Below are 20155 nucleotides of genomic sequence, written 5' to 3'. Positions count from 1 at the left end.
TCTTTGCCTCATGTGTGCCTTGTCCTCTTTTCATTCTACCTCCTTCAATCCTGTCACCCTGAACCCTAACCGTCACCCTGAACTCGATTCAGGGTCTAATGTTTTTGCTTTAGTTTATAGGGTAGGGGGGGTGCCTCATAACCCCTTGATTTTAAATGATTCCTGCTTCAATTTTGCTTCACTATTGAACCAAATCACCATCCTTACTTCCTCTCTTTTCATACCCAACCCCCTATAAACTATAGTTAGATAATAACACATTAAACCCTATTTGTCAAGGGAAAAATGAACTATGGTTTTCATTGCCTGCCATCCCCCGCTCAATCTTTATGTGTTAAAATAAATGTGTGAAATCTATCTCCAACAAGCCTACAGTTCATCTTATCCTCATAGCCCTCTTAGGCATTCTTTCATACTCAAATACATTCAATTCGCCTTTTCAGTGGGATGAAGACTTTCTTATAGCACAAAATCCTATTGTAAAAGACCTTTCATATTTCCTTGAGCCATCAAAGGCAAAGGGATTTGAATATTATGGTGCCTTTAAAAGCAGATATATTGGTTATCTCACATTCGCACTAAACTATAAACTTCACGGCACTGATGTCAGGGGCTATCATATTGTAAACCTTACAATTCATATCCTTAATGCCTTGCTTGTGTATTTTCTTGTTGTATTGACTTTCAGGACGCCTTATCTGTCATTGCGAGGGACAGAGTCCCGAAGCAATCTCATTGCCCTTTTCTCCGCCCTTCTCTTTGTCTCACATCCCATTCAAACAGAGGCAGTTACATATATATTTCAGAGGCTTGCCTCTCTTTGTGCATTTTTCTATCTTCTTTCAATTGTTCTTTATATAAAATGGAGGCTTGCTTTCCCCCTCCCTCGAGGGGAGGGGGTTAGGGGGAGGGTGATACCTCTACTACTCTACCTTGCCAGCATTCTTTCAGCTATCTTAGCCTTCTTACAATGCTTATAATCCCTCTTACTCTTATAGGCATTGATAAGCCTGTTGGAGAGATAATAGGAGATATAACTACTATAGTAGGTGGTTATGAGGATACCGCAAAGAAAACATATCTTTTAACCCAATTCAGAGTGGTCGTAACATACTTAAGGCTTTTGTTTTTGCCTGTAAACCAGAATATAGATTATGACTACCCTGTATTCAATTCATTTTTAAATCCACAGGTATTTTTGTCTTTTCTTTTTCTAATCTTTGTTTTTGGCTCTGCTTTTTATTTTCTTATAAGGTCTAAGTTTTCTCCAATATTAAGGTTTATCTCCTTTGGAATCCTCTGGTTCTTCATAACCCTTTCTGTTGAGTCATCTATCATACCGATACCAATGGTGATAAACGAATACAGGGTTTATCTGCCGTCAATAGGAGTGTTTACTGCCATAGTGACAGGGGCATTTCTATTTATAGGAAGGCTTAAGAATAAGAAGACGCAGAAAGTCATAGGAGCATTTTTAATTCTTATTTCCCTTGCACTTTCATCTGTTACATATGCACGAAATACTGTGTGGAAAAGCTCAATAAGTTTATGGGAAGATGTGGTAAGGAAAAGCCCTTACAAAGCAATAGGGCATAACAATCTTGGTTTTGCTTATGTTGCTAAAGGTTTATATGATAAGGCGATAGAACAATTTCTGATCACTTTACAGCTAACCCCGAATAATGCAGATATATGGGATAACAAAGGAACTACGCTCTCTACACTCGGCAGATATGAGGAAGCACTCTCTAAATAAAAATAAAGATACTGAACAAGCCAGAATGACCTTAATCCTGAGGGTATGTTGTCCCTTCCCTTCATTGAAGTAGGAATCCCGAAGCATCGGGACAGTTGCATTATATTAATTCGCCACCTCCTTCCTATCAAGACCTTGTATGGGTTCAACACATATGAGACAAGTTAATTGTTTTTCTCACTGACAATTCCACCCTCCCCTTTATCCCCTCCCATCAAGGGAGGGGAATTATTTTTTATAAGGGGACAAAGTCCCCTTATCCCCTATTCTGTAAAGAAGATTCTTTTCCGGGGGCATGGGGGCAAAGCCCCCATACCTTAAAAATTGGGCGGGTGGGTGGGAAAATAAAAAATAAAATAACTTTTTATACAACATTTCAGTCTCACATGTATCTGAACTTATTCAGAGATTTTTGCTGCATTTTCAAGTCAATTTAGAAATGTCCTATAAGGAAAATTATAGCCTCTCAATAGGACATTATCATTTTGGCGGGACAGTGGTAAATATTCTAACAATGCGCAGGCTTGTATATTATGCTATGAAAAGTATTATAATAATAAGTTCATTGGAGGAAAAGTGGAAAAAAAGTCAAAAACGGTTTTAGACCGCATATGGGATTTTCTTGCATCCGTTAAACTGGCAGTTGTCCTGTTTGCTCTCATTGCACTGACATCCATTGTTGGAACAATTATCGAGCAGCAGGCACCTTTTGAGAAAAACATACTGGTCATAGAGAAGCTCTTTGGCAAATTCCTTGCACCGACCCTTTATAGGGTTTTTGAGACTCTCGGCTTTATGGACATGTATCACTCATGGTGGTTTGTAGCACTGCTTGGGCTTTTCTCGGCAAATATCCTCATATGTTCTCTCGATAGGTTTCCAAGAATCTGGAAGACTGTTAGAGAGCCTCAGAGACCGCTTGAGGAGGAACATTTCAAAAGCGCACAAATAAGACGGGCTCTTACAATCAAGGGTAATCTTGAAAAGGCTAAGGATAAGGTAGTGAAGGCTTTTAAGTCAGCCGGATTTAATTTCTCAGAGTCAAAAGAGGCTCATGGCTATCAGATTTATACAGAGAAAGGTAAGTTCAGCAGGCTTGGAGTCTATATAACCCACTTAAGCGTACTCCTGATATTTATTGGTGCAGTTATCGGAGTATACTTTGGCTTTAAGGGCGGACTGAACCTTCCTGAGGGCACTGACAGTGCGGTTGCCTATGTAAGGACTTCTCTTAGTGAAATAGAGATAAAGGAGAGAAACACCATACTTACCGCAATGGAGGCATCCAATGGAAGCATATCCCAGGCTTCACAAAAACTAAGAGTTTCAGAGGAACATCTAAGGACGAGGATGAAGAGGGTTGGCATAATGCCCCTCGATTTTGCCGTAAGATGTGAGGACTTCGATGTGGAGTTTTATGGCAACTCGGATATGCCCAAGGAGTTTAAAAGCCTTCTCACCATCATCGATGGAGGGAAGGAAGTAGTAAAGAAATGGATAACCGTAAATGACCCGCTTAAATACAAAGGTGTCAGTTTCTATCAGTCAAGTTATGGTGCAATGGATAACCTACTTAATATGCAATTTAAGTTCAAGGTTACATCAGCCGCAGGCTTATCAGAGACCCTTAGTCTACATCAAGCAGATAAGTTTTCCATTCCTAACACTAACATAGAGGTAGAGGTTATGGACTTTAGCCCTGCCCTCAGTATGGATGCAACTGGAAGGGCATTTACATATGCGGAGATGATGCAAAACCCAGCGGCTCTTTTAAAAATCAAAGATGGCAAAGATACATATATGCAGTGGTCCTTTAAAAGGCGTCCAGATACATGGCTCATTAAAGGAGGTCATGCAATCGAGCTTATTGACATCTGGGGTGCTCAGTATACAGGGCTACAGGTCAGGCAAGACCCTGGTGTCTGGATGGTTTACTTAGGCTGTATTATAATGAGCATAGGCCTTTATGTAGCTTTCTTTATGAGTCATAGAAAGCTCTGGCTAAGGCTCACTCAGGAAAAAGGCAATACAAAGGCTGATATTGCCGCATCTGTCAATAAAAATCGTCCATCACTCGAAAGAAGGATTGATAAAATAGAGTCTGTTTTGCGGGAAGGGGGTAAATAATGGATAGCTCGTTTTTCTTTGGATTTTCAACTGTGGCTTATATCGTTGCAATGATGACCTATATAACTTATATAGCCTTCAAAAACCAGAATGTAGGCCGTGCCGCCACTTCAGTCACCATAGCAGGCTTCATCTCCCAGAGCATAGCCCTGATTTCACGCTGGGCAGAGTTCTATGACCTTAATGCAAGGCTTGGGCAGAAAGAGGGCTTGTTCGAGGACATTCTGAGGTCCGCACCTCTTACCAATCTTTATGAGTCCCTCATATTTTTTGTATGGTGCCTGATTCTTGGGTATCTTATAGTGGAGTTTAAATACAAAAACCGCTCATTTGGAGCATTCGTAACGCCTGTTGCAGGGCTTGCCTTAGCATTTATCAACCTATCAGGAATGTCAAAGGAGATAAGCCCTCTCGTGCCAGCTCTTAAGTCTAACTGGCTTTTAGTTCATGTGCTCATGAGCTTTATATCTTATGCCTGCTTTGCCCTTTCATTCGTAACAGCTCTTATGTTTCTTTCGGTCAACACAGAAAGGCAGGAGAAAAAGACTGCTTTCTGGGCTATACTTGTCATTTTTGCCCTTCTCTTTGGCATAACTACACAAAGCCCCGAGACAGTGCTTCTCTGGATAATTAGTTTCGGTTTTGTCTTGGCAGTGGACATAAAATTGAATATAGATATTACAAGAAGGATATTTCTAAAGAAAGACAGTGGCAGTATATTTAAGAGTATATTAACCACCATTGGACTGTCATTAGTCAGCATATCAGCTATATTCATATTTATCCAGCTCGTTAAGTTTCAGCTCATAAAGGCTGAGGAAGCCGCTATGATGAAACAGCTTGGCACTCAGATAGAGGCAGGTGCATTCAAAGGCACTGCAATGGGAGTTGTTGGCTTGATGTTTTTTGTGTGCCTTGTTCTCATTAAGTATTTAATCCTCGATAAGGGATATTACCTTTTCTGGACATTGACCTCAGGGCTCTTCATAGCCATACTTTCGGCAATGGGACTGGATTTCCTTAAATTCAAGGTAATGGGTTCGGCTATCTCTAAGGGTGAAAGCAGTGTGCTCAAGGCAACATTCCTCAGCCATTCTCCAGCCATTTCGGTGGTTAGCTATGCAATGGCAGTTGCACTCTTATATGCAGTCTGGAGATACGGAGAGGTCTTAAAAAAAATAATCTCAGGCTTCAATATTTCATCCGAGACTTTAGATGAGATTACATATAAAAGCATAACCATTGGGTTTCCTATATTTACCTTAGGTGGGCTCATCTTTGGTGCTATATGGGCTGACCAGGCATGGGGAGTTTACTGGAGCTGGGATCCAAAAGAGACATGGTCGCTTATAACATGGCTCGTTTATACATTTTTCCTCCATGCAAGACTTTTGAGGGGCTGGAGGGGACATAAGATATCCGTTGTGGCAGTCTTAGGGTTTGCAATAGTAATATTCACTTACCTTGGAGTAAATATGCTTCTTAGCGGGCTTCATGCATATGGAGCAATAGAATAAAAAGCGAAATGGCATGCGCCCACTGAAGCAGGGGATAGGAGAAAAGTCTGAGCATTAAAAGTAAATATATTCTAACGGTAACTACCATTCTGATAGCTATGGCATGCGTGCTGGCATATAAGACCCTCGACTCCGAAAATGAAAGAATATCTGCGGAAAACACCGAAAAGGTATCCCTTATAACAAGGATTGTGAAAAATGCTCTGATAAGCATGATGCTTGAGGGCAAAGGCACGGAGTTCAAGGGTTTCTTCAGGACATTTAGTGTTCCGGAGATAAATGCAGTCAGGCTTTTTAAGGCAGATGGCACTATCGCATGCTCAACTCAGCCCTCAGAGATAGATGTTCAGCTTTCTGCCGAGAAAGTAGGCATTTCCCAGCCGGAGCTAAACTCTTATGAGCAAGCAGGCAGGCTTATATACAGCATGAAGGTGCCCATATTCAATGAAATGCCATGCAAGAGGTGTCATGGCATTGATAAGGAGATGATGGGCATTTTGGATGTGGAATTTATCATTGAGAAAAGTAAAAGCAGGAACTTAGAAACGATTATCCTTACATTTTTAGGAGTGCTCGTTATTATTCCTGTTTGCCTTTCGTTAATCACGGCATTTTTTGTAACGAGGCCTATCGAAAATATAATAAGCTCTATAAAACGGATTGAAGGAGGAGACATCAGCACCCGATTTGTTGAGGAGAGAAAAGACGAGGTAGGAAGACTTGCCGGAAGCCTGAATTTTATGCTCGACGAGATGAGCCGTGTAAGACAGGATGCAGATAAATGCCACATAGAGTCGATGCAGAGGGTGGAAAAAATGGCAACCATAGGAGAGCTTGCATCTGCCATTGCCCATGAGATAAAAAACCCACTTGCAGGGATAAGCGGAGCTATTCAGGTATTTGCAGAGGATTTCTCCGAGGAGGACCCTCGAAAGACTATAATAAACGAGGTGCTGACCGAGATAGAGCGGCTGGATAAGGCAGTAAGGGACCTCCTTAATTTCGCAAAGCCTCCTGAGCCCTACCGCATAAAAACCCATATCATGCCTGTAATCGAGCGGGCAGTGAGGCTCCTCGGTGCACAGGCAAAAAAACAGAATGTCGATATCAATACTGTCGTAATGCAAGATATAAAAGAGGTCTATATTGACCCCGAACAGATGCAACAGGTATTCTTAAATATCATGCTCAATGCCCTACATTCGATGTTAGAAGAAGGCTCTATAACTATTGCGACTTACCTTAGGGAGGAAACTAAAGAGGCAGAGATATCTATCTCTGACACAGGGCATGGCATCACAGAGGAAAATATAAAGAATGTCTTTAAGCCATTTTTTACTACAAGGCATATGGGCACAGGATTGGGTCTGGCTATAAGCAAGAATATCGTCGAAAAACATGGTGGAAGAATAGAGCTTGAAAGCAGGGTCGGGGGTGGCTCTAATTTCCGTGTTATACTCCCTCTGGGTGTTAAAGATGTCTGAGGCAAAAATACTCGTTATTGACGACGAGAAACTTTTAAGGTGGTCTTTAGAGCAAAACTTCACAAAAGAAGGCTACACTGTATTCACTGCCGAGAAAGGGCTCGAGGGGCTTGCAGCCTTCAGGGAAGAGATGCCTGATATTACATTCCTCGACATCCACCTTCCAGATGTCTCCGGTATAACTGTCCTTGAAGGCATAAAGGAGATAAGAGGAGATGCCCTCGTTGTAATGATTACTGCATTCGGGGACATACAGACTGCTGTTAAGACGATAAAACTGGGGGCATACGACTTTCTGGAGAAACCCTTTAATATGGATAAACTGAAGATTTTAGTTCAGAAAGCCCTCGAGACGGTCTCCCTGAGAAAAGAGGTCTTTCAGTTTCGGTCTCATCTTTCGGCAAGATACGGCATTGACAGCATAGTCGGAAAGTCCGAGGAAATAAAAAGGGTTTTCGAGATGATAACAAAGATAGCAAAATCTGATGCAACGACAATTCTTCTTCAGGGAGAATCTGGTACAGGGAAGGACCTCACCGCAAAAGTCATCCACTATCAGAGTAAAAGGGCTGACAAGCCATTTATGGAGATAAACTGCACTGCATTGCCAGAGACCCTTATAGAGTCAGAGCTTTTTGGACACGAAAAAGGTGCATTCACAGATGCAAAGACAATGAAGCAGGGACTCTTCGAGCTTGCAGATGGAGGAACCATATATCTCGACGAGATAGGCGATATGAAGCCAAATACACAGGCAAAACTCCTTAAGGTGATAGAAAGCAAGGTCTTCAAGCACATCGGAGGCACAAAGGATATAGAGGTTGACATAAGGATTATAGCCGCAACGAACAAGGACATTGCCGAGGATGTTAGAAAGGGAAACTTCAGAGAAGACCTCTACTACAGGCTAAAGGTTATCCCCCTCGTTATGCCACCTCTCAGGGAAAGAAAAGAAGATATATTGATTCTGGCTAAATACTTTATCCATGAGCTTAATAGGGAATTTAAGAAAAACTTCAAGGGCCTTTCGAAAGAGACAGAGAAGTGCTTTCTTGAGTATTCATGGCCTGGGAATGTCAGGGAGCTTAAAAATGTCATAGAAAGGGTAATGATATTAGAGTCAGAAGACTATATCCTTCCCGACCACCTGCCAGTAGAGCTTACCTATAAGACACAGGCAATACAAACCGCAAAAACCATTAATATCCGTATTCCACCGAGAGGCATAGACATAGAAGAGGTCGAAAAAGAACTTATAAGACAGGCACTGGATTCAACGAGGGGCAATCAGACAAAAGCTGCAAGACTCTTGAACCTTACAAGGGATACCTTAAGATATAGGATGCAGAAATTTGGTTTCCTTCCTGAAAAGGGTGATACTTAGCACGATTTTTGCATATATTTACAAAGTTACTACAAGGTGCTATAAGGGGTTATATGCAGGTTTTAGTTGTAGACGATGAACAGCTCGTAAGGTGGTTCTTAGAAAGGGCTCTGAAAAGGCTTGGTTATGGGGTTCAGACAGTGTCAAGCATTGATGAGGCTTTGAAAATCATTGCCAATAAGGGCGTTGACCTCCTGTTTACCGACCTGAGGATGCCTGGGGGAAATGGCACATCCCTTATAAAAAAAGTGCGTGAATTGCCCACTAATATGAAGGTTGTTGTTTGTTCGGCTTTTATAACTGATGAGATGATTAGGGACTTTAATGAAAGGGGAATTTTTACCCTTAAAAAGCCATTCAAACTCACAGAGCTGGAAAACATACTTAAGCTCGTAGGCGTTTCTTAAGCCTGCCCACAAAAATATTATTCCTTATTGACCTACCTCTTTATGCATGTTAGGCTTTCCTATGGGGTTTGAGGTCTTAGATATCTCAGGAGATGTTGGAATCAGGGCAAAGGGCTCTGACCTTAAAGAGGTTTTCGTCTCAGCCGCAGAGGGGATGTACAGCCTTATAACCGATATAGATAAAGTAGATGTCAAAAAACACATAAAGGTTACGGTTGCAAGTTATAGTCACGAAGGACTTCTCGTAGCATGGCTTAATGAGCTTATATTTTATTTCGATACATATTATTTTATAGGAAAAAGAATTGTCATAAATGAGCTTACCCAAAGTAAGATAGATGCAGTTGTAGAAGGAGAGGACTTTGACCCTCTGAGACACGAAAAAAGGCTTCTCGTAAAAGCCGCAACATATCATGACCTTGTTTTAGAAGATAAAGGCGGTCTCTATCAGGTAGATGTCATATTCGATATATGAGGGAGGTGCAAATGGTAGAGGGTCTTAGAAGGCTCGATGACATAAGATTAGAGGTTCCTTTGGCTTACAAAGAGGGCATGAGGGTAAAAGGGATAATCTATGTAGATAGTGTTTTAGAGAAAGACTTGGAGGCACAGTCCATAGCACAGGTGGCAAATGTAGCGACCCTTCCAGGAATAGTAATGGCATCTATGGCAATGCCTGATATACACACAGGATATGGGTTTGCCATTGGAGGGGTTGCTGCATTTGACCTCAAAGAAGGCATCATCTCTCCAGGAGGAGTGGGCTATGACATAAACTGTGGAGTGAGGCTACTAAGAAGCAACTTGAGAAAGTGGGAGATCGAACCGAAGGTAAAGGACATCGTTGATGTCCTTTATAACGAGATACCAGCAGGGGTCGGCTCAAAAGGCAGAATCCGTCTGAGTTCTGATGAGGAAAGAAGACTTCTCCTTTATGGCGCCAAATGGGCTGTGGAGCAGGGCTATGGAGATGCCTCTGACTTAGAAAAAACAGAATCAGGTGGATTTATAGAGGGCGCAGAGCCATCTCTTATAAGCCAGAAGGCATACGAGCGGGGAAGGGCTCAACAAGGCACTCTGGGCTCGGGTAATCATTTCTTAGAGCTACAGTATGTGGATGAGATATACGATAACGAGACTGCAGGTATATTTGGCTTATTCAAAGACCAGTTTACAGTCATGATTCATACAGGCTCAAGAGGGTTTGGGCATCAGGTCTGCACAGATTTTCTCGAGGTAATGGAAAGGGCTGTCTTAAAATATCGCATAGAGCTTCCTGATAAAGAGCTTGCATGCGCACCATATGAATCTCCTGAGGCTGAGGAGTATCTCTCTTCTATGAGGGCGGCTGCTAACTATGCATGGGCAAACAGACAGTGCATCATGCACTGGACAAAACAGGCACTGCTAACAAGCCTAAATATGTCTCCACTGGAACTGGGCATGTCTTTGGTTTATGATGTTGCACATAACATTGCAAAAATAGAGGAGCATACTGTAGAAGGAAAAAAGATGAAACTCATTATCCATAGAAAGGGCGCAACAAGGGCATTCCCCCCGGGGCATCCTGAACTGCCTCCTGTCTATAAAAAGACAGGACAGCCTGTCATTATACCCGGTGATATGGGTCGGTGTTCGTATGTTCTTGCTGGTGAAGAAAAAGCAATGCACCTTACCTTTGGCTCTACATGCCATGGCGCAGGAAGGGTCATGTCAAGGCATCAGGCAATCAGACAGGCAAAGGGAAGGTCTATAAGAAGAGAGCTTGAAGATAGAGGGATTTTCGTTAGGTCCTCAGGAAGAGAGACCTTGGCAGAGGAGATGTCCGAGGCATATAAGGATGTATCCAATGTAGTAGATGTCGTCCATAAGGCAGGAATCTCAAGGAAGGTTGCGAGATTAAGACCAATGGGAGTTGTGAAGGGATAGGTTTATTTACTATCGTCGCCTCTTTGCCTTTTTATATATGCCTTCACGTGTCCATATTAAGGTAATTGTACCCATGAAACAAGTTCAGGGCATGATTCAGAATGACCTCTCTAAAAATCCCCTCCCTTGACGGGAGGGGTTGGGGGAGGGTGAACAGAAAAGTCCAATCACCCCTCACCCTCGCCCTCTCCCGCAAGGGGAGAGGGGAAAAGAAAACCATAGTTCATTTTTTTCTTGACAAAAGGGATTTAATAGGTTATCATATTAACTATGGTTTGTAGAATAGGTGAGTCTGGAAAAAGGGGTAAGGTTGATAAATATCAACTTAATCAACTTGTGAATCGTTAAAAATCAAGGGGTTATGAGACACCCCCCCTACCCTATAAACTAAACTTAGGAAGGGAAAGGGAGAAAAGACATCCGACCATGAAACAAAAGGTGTAGAGTGCTATAATATATGTTAACTAAGAATTATTAGAGGCAAATCATGAAGACTATTTCAGAGCATAAGGTCGGCACAAAGACCTTGAGACTTATTCAGGCAGATATAACAGAAAGGGATGTAGATGCAATCGTAAATGCCGCAAACAGCTCACTACAGCATGGAGGTGGAGTTGCAGGAGCAATCGTTAGAAAAGGTGGAGACATCATACAGGCAGAAAGCGATAAAATTGGCTTTACACCAGTTGGCACTGCAGTTATTACAACAGGAGGAAAACTAAAAGCAAGATATGTCATACATGCAGTTGGCCCAAGAATGGGCGAAGGAGACGAGGACAATAAACTAAAATCTGCTGTCATAAGCACACTTTCTCTTGCATCGGAGAAAGGTCTTAAGAGCATCTCAATGCCTGCAATAAGCTCGGGAATCTTTGGCTTCCCAAAGGACAGATGTGCAGGGATATTAGTTACCGAGTCATATAAGTATTTAAAGGAAAACCCCAATAGCAGTCTGGATGTTGTTGAGTTCTGCGTTTTTGACGATGCCACTTCAGGACATTTCAAAAGAGAGTTTGAGAGGCTACCTTGAAATCAGTAAGAGGCTAAAATGCCTGCCCCCCTTCCTTAAAGTGTGTTAAAATTAAATCCTTATGAACATCAGACTGACAACAGGCAAAAGCCTTCCTTTGTCAAAAGGAGAAAGCATACTGAATGCCCTTAAAAGGCATGAGATATATCTTGTATCTTCATGTGGAGGCAAAGGCACATGCGGCAAATGCAGGGTCAAGCTCATCGATGGCAAGGCTGATATAGCATCATATGGAAAGCTTACACAGGCTGAAAAAAAGAAGTCGCTTACACTTGCATGTCAGACATTCCCACTTAGCGATGTGCTTTTGGAAATCCCGGAGGAATCGAGACTCGTTGTCGGAGAAAAAATAGCCATAGCCCGCTCAAGAGACCTTTTTGAGCTTCTTAAATCCCTAAAGACAGAGGTAAGCCCAATCGCAAAGACAATAGAGCTGGATCTTCCACAACCTACTATAGAGGACAATATAAGCGACCTCGAGAGATTAAAGAGGGCACTCGAGGAAAAGGGCTTAAAGGATATGAGGTTCTCACACGCCTTTTCCTCATCCCTTTCAAAGACGCTTCGGGATTCGGGCTGGGACATAATCCTATCGTATTCCGAGGCTTCAGAGGCTATATTTATATCATCCACCGAGTCCAAAGACAGATACGGGATTTCAGTTGACATAGGAACGACAACCGTAGTCCTTTACCTTATTAATCTCACTGACGGAAGACTTATAGATGTTGGCTTTACTTATAACTCCCAGATAAGACATGGGGATGATGTCATCACGAGGATAATCTATGCAGTAGAAGGAGGAGGCATCGAGGAGTTGAGAGAACTGGTTTTAGAGGATATTAATGACCTTCTCGATGCAATAGTTGAAAGGCATGGCATAAACAGGCAGGAGATCGACTCAGTAGTCATATCAGGCAACACTACAATGTCTCATCTTTTCTGGGGGCTTGACCCTAAATACATAAGGGAGGAGCCTTATATTCCGTCTTTGAATTTCTTTCCCATGTGGCAGGCAGGCACTGCAAGACTTAAGATTAATCCACAGGCTCCGGTTTATACGATGCCGGCACCTGCAAGCTATGTTGGCGGAGACATCGTCTCAGGCGTTTTAGCCTCAAAGATGCACAGAAACCCAGAAATTTCGCTTTTTATGGATATTGGAACGAATGGAGAGATAGCAGTTGGCAATAATGAATGGCTTCTTACAGCCGCATGCTCGGCAGGACCTTGCTTTGAGGGAAGTGGGATAAAGTGTGGCATGCGGGCAACAGAAGGTGCAATAGAGGCAGTAACCATAAATCCAGAAACCTATGAGCCACAAATAGCCGTTATAGGCAATGTTGTGCCAATAGGCATCTGCGGCTCAGGTATGATTGATGCAATATCAGAGATGTTCCTGAAAGGCATAATAGACCAAAAAGGAGGGCTGAAACTGGATACGAGCCTTGCCGAAAGAATCAGGCACACAGAAGAAGGGCTTGAGTTTGTCATTTATAAAGACCCCATCAGAGAGATTACCCTTACACATGCAGACATCGAAAACATCCTGAGAGCAAAAGCCGCAATATATGCAGGACTTTCGCTTTTACTTAAGGAAGTAAACCTTACTATCAATGACATCCAGAAGGTCTATATAGCAGGCGGGTTTGGAAATTATCTGAATATAGAGAAAGCTATTATCATTGGTATGCTACCTGACATCGAAAGGGAGAGATTCTCATTCTTAGGAAATACATCCATTGCAGGCGCCTACCTGTGCCTTCTTTCAGGAGACATGAGAAAAGAGGCAGAAGACATAGCAAGGAAAATGACCTATATGGAGCTTTCCGTGTCAAGAGGGTTCATGGATGAATACATGGCTTCGCTTTTCCTTCCACATACCGATATAAACCAGTTCCCAACAGTAAGAAGGCTTACTAACCAATAATCCTTTAAGGATTTTTATATAATAATACTATCAAGTATAAAAGGTGGCATACATGAGGCAATTCAGGCAGTGGGCAGAGACACTCAGGGTGATTGCACATCCTGTAAGGCTTAAAATCCTTGAGGAGCTAAAGAAAGGCGTTAAGTGCGTAAGCGATTTTGAGGAGTTTTTAGACATATCCCAGCCAAACATATCACAGCACCTTACGCTTCTCAGAACCCACGGTATCATAGATTACTACATGGATGGAAGGCTCAGGTGCTATTTCCTTGTAGAGCCTTCTGTGCCTGAGCTGCTTAAGGTAATCGAGAAGGATTATAGAAAGCCCCTTCCTCGTCCTGCATGCTGTCCTCTGACAAAAAAGGGAGAATACCCGGGCAAAAGAAAAAGGCGGTAGTGTCCTTTATCTCAGCCCCAGTCTTTTCAAGACGACTCCAAGATATTTGTTAACAGGATTTGCTCTGTTTAGGAACCTGAAAATAGGCGGTTTTCTTATTCCTAAGCTGTTTAGCTCATTTAGAATCTCCTGATTCTTTTCACAGCTCATCCCCTTTCTCAGTGCCTCTATTGCATCTGCTCTTTTGTCTGAAAGCAGATAGACCCTGGCCAGATTAAGGTAAATGACCGAGTTTTCAGGCTCTTTTTTTATTGCCTCATTACACATGGAGATTGCCTTTTTAAACTGACCTCTTTCCCTCGCAATACAGTAGGCAAGATAAGAAGAATTTATGGGATTCTCATCGAGGCTCACTGATTTTTCAAAAAAACTGAGTGCAGAGGGCACATTGCCTTCCTTAAGGGTTTTTAAGCCTTTCTCAAAGAGCAAATCAGCAGGTCTCTGAGACATCTCATCCCCTCTTAGGGCTTTGTCTTAATGCCCATTGCGTTTATGGCAGAGAGAATCTGCCTGTCTTTAATCTTATCGGAGTCGTATTCTATGCTGAGGACATCGTCGGCGTAGAAAACTTCAACCCTCAAGACCCCATCATAGCCCATGAGCACTGACCTCAGGTCTTCTGCACATCCCGGGCAATTTAAGCCTTTTATCTTGGCAGTAATCTTTTCCTGGTGCATTTATTTCTTTGGAACCTTTTCCCAGTCCTTAAGGAACCTTTCTATGCCTATGTCGGTAAGTGGATGTTTGGTCAAATGAAGTATGACGGAATAAGGTATTGTGGCAACATGTGCTCCTATCTTTGCGGCATCGACAACATGAAGCGGGTTTCTTATGCTTGCCACTATGATCTCTGTGCCAAAGGCATAATTTTCGTATATCTGAAGTATGTCTGCTACGAGGTCCATTCCAACAGAGCTTATATCGTCGAGCCTTCCGACAAACGGGCTTACATATGTTGCACCTGCCTTTGCGGCAAGGAGTGCCTGGCTTGGGGAAAACACAAGTGTTACATTCGTCTTTATCCCCTTGGCTGAAAGCCTTTTAACTGCCCTTAAGCCTTCCTCTGTCATTGGGATTTTTACTACTATGTTTTTATGTATGTTAGAAAGAGTCTCTGCCTCTTTTGTCATCTCATCTGCCTTCATGCTTATTGCCTCGGCACTTATAGGCCCATCGACAATCCCGCAGATTTCCCTTAAAAGCTCTATCGGCTCTCTCCCTTCCTTCGAGATAAGCGATGGGTTTGTCGTTACACCGTCAATGACTCCTAAGTCATTTGCCTTTCTAATCTCATCTAAGTTTGCAGTGTCAATAAAAATCTTCATAAGACCTCCTTTTATGAATACTCAAGGTTATTGGTTATTTTATCATTTCTTAAAGAATCTTTCCTAAAGAACTTTCTTTACAAATTCTTCGCATTATGATACCTTCTCATATGTTTTTACCTACTGAGACCTCTACTAAGCTCAAGCTGATAATGGCAATCAAGAGGGCTGGCTTTGCAAGCGTGGATGACTTAAGTAGGCACATGGAGATGACATCCATGGGCGTCAGACAGCATCTCAATACCCTTGAAAGAAAAGGGATTATAAAATATACAATTAAAAAGCATGGGCGGGGAAGACCTAAATTCCTATACACCCTGACTGAGAAGGCATCCGAAATCCTGCCCCATTCATACGACAAGCTTCTGACGGATATTCTTAAGTTTCTGAGAATCAGGGGTGGAAAAACAGGGGTAGATGAGTTATTCAAAATGCGGAAGGAAAAGCTCCTAAGGGAAAAAGAAAGGGATCTTCCAGACAGAAAGAATCTCCGAGCAAGGGTCTTTGCATTGGCAGAGATGCTTAATCAGGAAGGCTATATGGTAGAGGTCGAGGAAACGGAAAAGGAGTTCAGATTAAAGAAATCCCACTGCCCTTTATCCGGAATAGTCAGGGAATTCAAAGACCCCTGCAAACACGAGCTTGAACTTTATAGGGGGCTCATTCATAAAAAAGTCTCTTTGGAACTCTGCCAGCACGATGGAGCCTCCTCATGCATCTATATCATCCCTAAGGTTTAGGCTTTGGCATGTTGACTAAATTAGAAATCCGCTCCTTGTTGCGTTGAATCGTATATGCATTTTCCAATGAACTTAAATATGACTCGAATGCCTTTTTCTGTTTTTCGGCAGTTAGCCTCTGCCTTAAAATCTCCTTTACCATGTCAAAGGAAACAGGCTCTTTCTTCTTTCCAGTTGTCATGACGAAATCAGCCTTGTTCTTTTCGTAATAGCCCCTGACATCATTTTCAGAGACAGTTACTTTTTTATCGACCATATCGTTAAGCAGTAGCTCGATCATCATGAGCTTTTTGAAATTCTCTATCTTGTCTTTTAATTCGCCTGACCTCTCATACCCTTTTTTCTTTGCCTCCTGATAGAGAAGCTCTTTCTTAATGAGTTCCTCTATAAGGCCCTCTATGCCTGCCTCTTGAAGAAACAAGTCTCTGACCTCAGGCGGCAGGGCATTCATCTCCCTCTTCAGGGTCTCATCCGTTATAACAGAGTCATTTACCTTTGCAAGGTAATCTCCTCCTTTTTGAGTGGACTTTTCTGTCATGCCCTTAGAGCAGGATATCACAAACACAAACGCAACCACTAAAAATAAAAGTCTTTTCATTTCGTCTCCTTCAGATGTAATTTTTTATTATAACACATCGAAGGACAATTCCTGTGACCCTTTTATTAGCCCTGCCTCACCTGCTAACCTGAACATCTCCCTGACTGCCTTTATGCCTTCCTCTCCTATATCTATCGAGTAGTCATTTACATAAAGGCTGATATGCCTCTTAATGACCGAGTCGCTTAGCTCCTCTGAATGCCTTTTTATATACCTCATTGGCTCCGAGGGATGTCTTAGCGAGTAAAGAACGCTTTCCCGTATAAGGGACTGTATTTTACCTATAAGGTCTTTACCGAGTGACCTTCTAACTGCAATTGCTCCGAGAGGCAAAGCCTGAGCGGTTTTTTTCTCCCACCATGTACCGAGGTCTTTGACGCATTTTAAGCCATACTGCCTGTATGTAAATCTTCCCTCGTGAATAATAAGCCCTGCATCTACCTCACCGCTTTCAACTTCAGGCATAATCTCGTTAAACCTCATGACCAATACATTGCCTTTGAACCGAGGGTCATAAAGCTCAAGGAGAAGGTATGCAGTTGTAAGTCTTCCGGGTATGGCAATCCTTTTGCCTTGTAAATCCTTCATAGAGCATTTATGTCTCGCAACGACGAGTGGGCCACATCCTCTACCCATTGCCCCTCCTGAGCGTATAAGACAGTATTTGTCCCTGAGTAAGGCAAATGCGTGGTATGAGACCTTTATAACATCGAACTCCTCCTTTAATGCCTTCTTGTTAAGGGCATCTATATCGATTAGCGTCTCGGAAAAAGAGAGCCCTTTTGTTTTTATCAGTCCATGAACGAGCCCATAGAATATGAATGTATCGTTAGGACAGGGAGAGTATGCAATCTTTAGTTCCCTCATAGATAGTATCTCCCAATCAAATCTTATTTCTTCAGCTCCCTTATATATTCGTTTTCAGGAAACTCCCTTTCGAGAAGTTCAATCTCGGATTTTGCATGCTCATTCAGCCCGTTGCCGAGAAGGTAAAACACATAAGAGAGCCTTTCCGAGAGGTCTTTGCCTGCCTTTAGGGAGGCTATTTTCTCATTGATGTTTTTGACTTCCTGTTCTTCGGGAATTAAGAATGTTCCGCCAAATATGCCGACAGGTCCTCCATCCACAAGCCACCTGTAGGTCTCTCCGTATTTGAGAATACCTTCTGGGACTTTCATGGAATTCACCTCGGTGTCTCTGCTGAATATTACATCTTTCCCAGTAAGGATTCTAACAGAGACCTTCTTAATACCCTTACAGTCGAGCCTCCATACGAGCTCAGGGGTCAGGTCGAGAATCGAAGTATTTACAGGTGACACTGTCCTTATGCAGGGCTCTTTGATTGAACTTCTTAAGACAACCGCTCCTATTTGTCCGCCAGCACCTTCCTCGGGTGCATGAAAGCCTTCTTTTATATTTACAGTCCCTTTGATTGTCCTTATCCTGCCTTCGGTGATTTCTACTGATGAGTTGGATAGGATTTCATAGCCTTGTTTTCCCTTAATGGACACTATTACGACCCTTCCGCCTGCCATGACATTAATCCTGTCTCCATCTTTTATTGGGTAAAGGACATGCCTGTCTTTCCTTAATTTTATGAGTCTTCCATCAGAGGTCTTTACCTCCACAGTGCCCTGGATATCAAAGACCATGCCGAATTTCTCATTGCCATGGGCAACGAGCGGCATAAGAAGGAAAACGACTATTAGAGTAATCCTTTTCATTTCTAAAACCTCCTCTTATTGGGTCAATGACCCATTTCTTCTATCGTATATATGCTTAGGGGCTCTTGGCTGCCCTTAACAGTAAAGTCTCCGAGGTATTTGAAACTAAATTCTTCTTTAACCATCTCATATGCAAAGCCACTCAGGAGCAGTTTTCTTTGGAGCTGTTTCGTAAGCCCCTCTATTCGAGATGCTATGTTTACAGGGTCGCCTATTATCGTAAAGTCCATTTTCTTTTCGGAGCCGATATTACCCATAACAACCCTTCCGTAATGAATGCCTATGCCGATGTTGAGTGTCCAGTTGCCGATATGGGATGCCGTAAGCCCATTGTTATTCATCCTCTCGGTCTCCTTCAGGATTTCTACTGATGCCCTGAGGGCATTAGCCACAGGCTCCTCGGTCCCAAAGAAAGCCATCATGCCGTCTCCAATCAGCTTATTTACAAAGCCACTGTGTCTCTGGATTATATCGGTTATTTTACCAAAATATACATTCAGAAGGCTTACGATATTTTCGGCTTTCTGCTGTTGGGACATGGAGGTGAAATCCCTGATGTCAATGAAAAGTATTGCGATGTCCTTGTATTCTCCCTTAAGAAGTGCCGATGGGTCTTTCTCTATGAGGGAATCTATGACCTTTCTGTCTATGTAGTAGCTGAAGGTTTTATATATTTTTTTTCTGCTTCTTTCTTCTACGATATATCTATATGGGTAAATAAATGTAAGCACAAGGAGCGGAGAAAGGATATGAGGCAGAAGAGTTAGTCTATAGCCTGCATAAAAAAGACTCAGGTTTATCAAAAAAAACCCTGCCATAAGGATGAGTGTTCCCAGTATGGCTGAAAAAGGTCTCAGTCTCAAGGATAGTGCTAAACCCATTGCTGTTAAGACAACGAGTATGACTGCATCGATACCAAAAGGGACATTCCTCGGGGATGTGCCGCTTAGCATCGTCTCGACTGTCAGTGCATGCAGCATTGTCCCTGAAATCCGCTCTTTAATGGGCGTGGAATGAACATCCTCGTATCGGGTCATGTATCCAAGAACAACCGTTTTCCCTGAAAACAGGGTCCTCGTCAGTTTGCCTTCCATAACATCCTTAAAAGAATAATATGGGATGCTTTTTCTCAGGGAATAATTAAGCATTATCTCGCTTGGGTCTTTTTTCCCTCCAATGGCGTTGTATATGGCATAGGCAAAATGACCTGTCTTGTTTTCCTCGGGAAACCTCTGCCTTCTTATGATATGGTCTATATCCGGGGTGAGTCTAACAGAGGCAGGATGGACATTTTTCATGAATGCCATGGAGGGGAAATAGTATGGCACGGTTCCCTCTGCCACTGCCTGTATGATGCAGAGCTTCTCTGAGGCTGAAAGGATATTCCTAAGAAGGGAGTTATCGAGTCTTTCGCCTAAATCTTTGAGAAAGCCTATGTGCTGTTTGTCGGATTCGTCGGTTACCGATTCAAAAGCGGAATTTATCTTTTCGCCAAGCGAATGCACTGCTATGAGGTCAATCCCTATGACAGAGGCGCCATAGTCTTTCATCCTCTCGAGGAATAAGCCGATGTCAGGATACCAGAAGATTAGAGGCTTTTCCTTAATCATGGAGTCCTCCTCCATGCCAACTATAACCACATTGCCTGTGTATGTGTCCTTACTCAGGCTTAAGGATTCCAGTGTCCTAAGCCTGAAATCATATGCCTTTAGCTCGATGCCTTCCCATAAGTTATAACTTATGAGGAGAAGGACTGCTACTCCTACTGCAATCATGTAGCTATATGGTTTTCGTTTGCCCATTAAAG

At 42.6% G+C, this 20155-nt stretch carries 20 protein-coding genes; 13 read left to right on the top strand and 7 right to left on the bottom strand.

The window, feature by feature from the left end; all coding sequences use genetic code 11:
• Positions 1 to 347: 347 nt before the first annotated feature.
• The 12 genes from HY805_04290 (at position 348) to HY805_04235 (ending at position 13961) form a co-directional block, all read left to right on the top strand.
• Complete coding sequence (locus HY805_04290; GenBank protein MBI4823436.1) at positions 348 to 980, top strand: hypothetical protein; 633 nt, start codon at positions 348 to 350, stop codon at positions 978 to 980.
• Complete coding sequence (locus HY805_04285; GenBank protein ID MBI4823435.1) at positions 971 to 1756, top strand: tetratricopeptide repeat protein; 786 nt, start codon at positions 971 to 973, stop codon at positions 1754 to 1756. Before HY805_04290 ends, HY805_04285 begins: the two co-directional genes overlap by 10 nt.
• 576 nt (positions 1757 to 2332) lie before the next feature.
• Positions 2333 to 3883 carry a cytochrome c biogenesis protein ResB gene (locus tag HY805_04280; GenBank protein MBI4823434.1) on the top strand — a complete coding sequence of 517 codons (1551 nt, stop codon included), beginning with the start codon at positions 2333 to 2335 and terminating at the stop codon, positions 3881 to 3883.
• A complete protein-coding gene (gene ccsA / locus HY805_04275) occupies positions 3883 to 5400 on the top strand; it encodes a cytochrome c biogenesis protein CcsA (protein ID MBI4823433.1) in 1518 nt (505 codons plus the stop codon). Before HY805_04280 ends, ccsA begins: the two co-directional genes overlap by 1 nt.
• Positions 5401 to 5498: 98 nt before the next feature.
• Positions 5499 to 6884: a HAMP domain-containing protein gene (locus tag HY805_04270; protein ID MBI4823432.1), complete on the top strand. Its 1386-nt coding sequence runs from the start codon at positions 5499 to 5501 to the stop codon at positions 6882 to 6884.
• A complete protein-coding gene (locus HY805_04265; protein MBI4823431.1) occupies positions 6877 to 8268 on the top strand; it encodes a sigma-54-dependent Fis family transcriptional regulator in 1392 nt (463 codons plus the stop codon). The genes HY805_04270 and HY805_04265 overlap by 8 nt, the downstream gene beginning before the upstream one ends.
• Positions 8269 to 8321: 53 nt before the next feature.
• On the top strand, positions 8322 to 8675 hold the full coding sequence (locus HY805_04260; GenBank protein MBI4823430.1) for a response regulator: 354 nt from the start codon (positions 8322 to 8324) through the stop codon (positions 8673 to 8675).
• 46 nt (positions 8676 to 8721) lie between these two features.
• On the top strand, positions 8722 to 9150 hold the full coding sequence (locus HY805_04255) for an archease (GenBank protein MBI4823429.1): 429 nt from the start codon (positions 8722 to 8724) through the stop codon (positions 9148 to 9150).
• Between the two features lie 11 nt (positions 9151 to 9161).
• Positions 9162 to 10604 carry an RtcB family protein gene (locus tag HY805_04250; GenBank protein MBI4823428.1) on the top strand — a complete coding sequence of 481 codons (1443 nt, stop codon included), beginning with the start codon at positions 9162 to 9164 and terminating at the stop codon, positions 10602 to 10604.
• Between the two features lie 487 nt (positions 10605 to 11091).
• The gene (locus HY805_04245) at positions 11092 to 11634 is read left to right on the top strand and encodes a macro domain-containing protein (GenBank protein MBI4823427.1); all 543 of its coding nucleotides are present in this window, start codon (positions 11092 to 11094) and stop codon (positions 11632 to 11634) included.
• Positions 11635 to 11695: 61 nt separating this feature from the next.
• A complete protein-coding gene (locus HY805_04240; protein ID MBI4823426.1) occupies positions 11696 to 13564 on the top strand; it encodes a DUF4445 domain-containing protein in 1869 nt (622 codons plus the stop codon).
• Positions 13565 to 13616: 52 nt separating this feature from the next.
• Positions 13617 to 13961, top strand: a complete 345-nt coding sequence (locus tag HY805_04235; protein MBI4823425.1) for a winged helix-turn-helix transcriptional regulator — start codon at positions 13617 to 13619, stop codon at positions 13959 to 13961.
• A gap of 6 nt (positions 13962 to 13967) precedes the next feature.
• Here the strand turns inward: HY805_04235 and HY805_04230 are convergent, their stop codons facing one another.
• From HY805_04230 to fsa, 3 genes are read right to left on the bottom strand one after another with little or no spacing between them, the layout of a single operon-like run.
• Positions 13968 to 14411 (bottom strand): tetratricopeptide repeat protein, encoded by a 444-nt coding sequence (locus tag HY805_04230; GenBank protein MBI4823424.1) that lies wholly within the window; start codon positions 14409 to 14411, stop codon positions 13968 to 13970.
• An 11-nt stretch (positions 14412 to 14422) separates the two neighbouring features.
• Positions 14423 to 14638 (bottom strand): cation transporter, encoded by a 216-nt coding sequence (locus HY805_04225; GenBank protein MBI4823423.1) that lies wholly within the window; start codon positions 14636 to 14638, stop codon positions 14423 to 14425.
• Positions 14639 to 15286: a fructose-6-phosphate aldolase gene (fsa, locus tag HY805_04220; protein MBI4823422.1), complete on the bottom strand. Its 648-nt coding sequence runs from the start codon at positions 15284 to 15286 to the stop codon at positions 14639 to 14641.
• 110 nt (positions 15287 to 15396) lie between these two features.
• Between fsa and HY805_04215 the strand changes: the two genes are divergently transcribed.
• The gene (locus tag HY805_04215; protein MBI4823421.1) at positions 15397 to 16026 is read left to right on the top strand and encodes a DeoR family transcriptional regulator; all 630 of its coding nucleotides are present in this window, start codon (positions 15397 to 15399) and stop codon (positions 16024 to 16026) included.
• Here HY805_04215 and HY805_04210 read toward each other — a convergent pair.
• The 4 genes from HY805_04210 to HY805_04195 are packed head-to-tail and all read right to left on the bottom strand — an operon-like array spanning position 16016 to position 20150.
• The gene (locus HY805_04210) at positions 16016 to 16624 is read right to left on the bottom strand and encodes a SurA N-terminal domain-containing protein (GenBank protein MBI4823420.1); all 609 of its coding nucleotides are present in this window, start codon (positions 16622 to 16624) and stop codon (positions 16016 to 16018) included. The genes HY805_04215 and HY805_04210 overlap by 11 nt on opposite strands.
• 27 nt (positions 16625 to 16651) lie before the next feature.
• A complete protein-coding gene (locus HY805_04205; GenBank protein ID MBI4823419.1) occupies positions 16652 to 17491 on the bottom strand; it encodes a 1,4-dihydroxy-6-naphthoate synthase in 840 nt (279 codons plus the stop codon).
• 23 nt (positions 17492 to 17514) lie between these two features.
• On the bottom strand, positions 17515 to 18348 hold the full coding sequence (locus HY805_04200) for a hypothetical protein (GenBank protein MBI4823418.1): 834 nt from the start codon (positions 18346 to 18348) through the stop codon (positions 17515 to 17517).
• Positions 18349 to 18371: 23 nt separating this feature from the next.
• The gene (locus tag HY805_04195) at positions 18372 to 20150 is read right to left on the bottom strand and encodes an adenylate/guanylate cyclase domain-containing protein (GenBank protein MBI4823417.1); all 1779 of its coding nucleotides are present in this window, start codon (positions 20148 to 20150) and stop codon (positions 18372 to 18374) included.
• Positions 20151 to 20155: the final 5 nt, after the last annotated feature.

The sequence above is a fragment of the Nitrospirota bacterium genome (assembly GCA_016207905.1).
In the GTDB taxonomy this organism is placed as follows: domain Bacteria; phylum Nitrospirota; class Thermodesulfovibrionia; order Thermodesulfovibrionales; family JdFR-86; genus JACQZC01.
The sequence above is the reverse complement of the archived record's forward strand: the minus strand, read 5'-3'. Positions and strand labels throughout refer to the sequence as shown.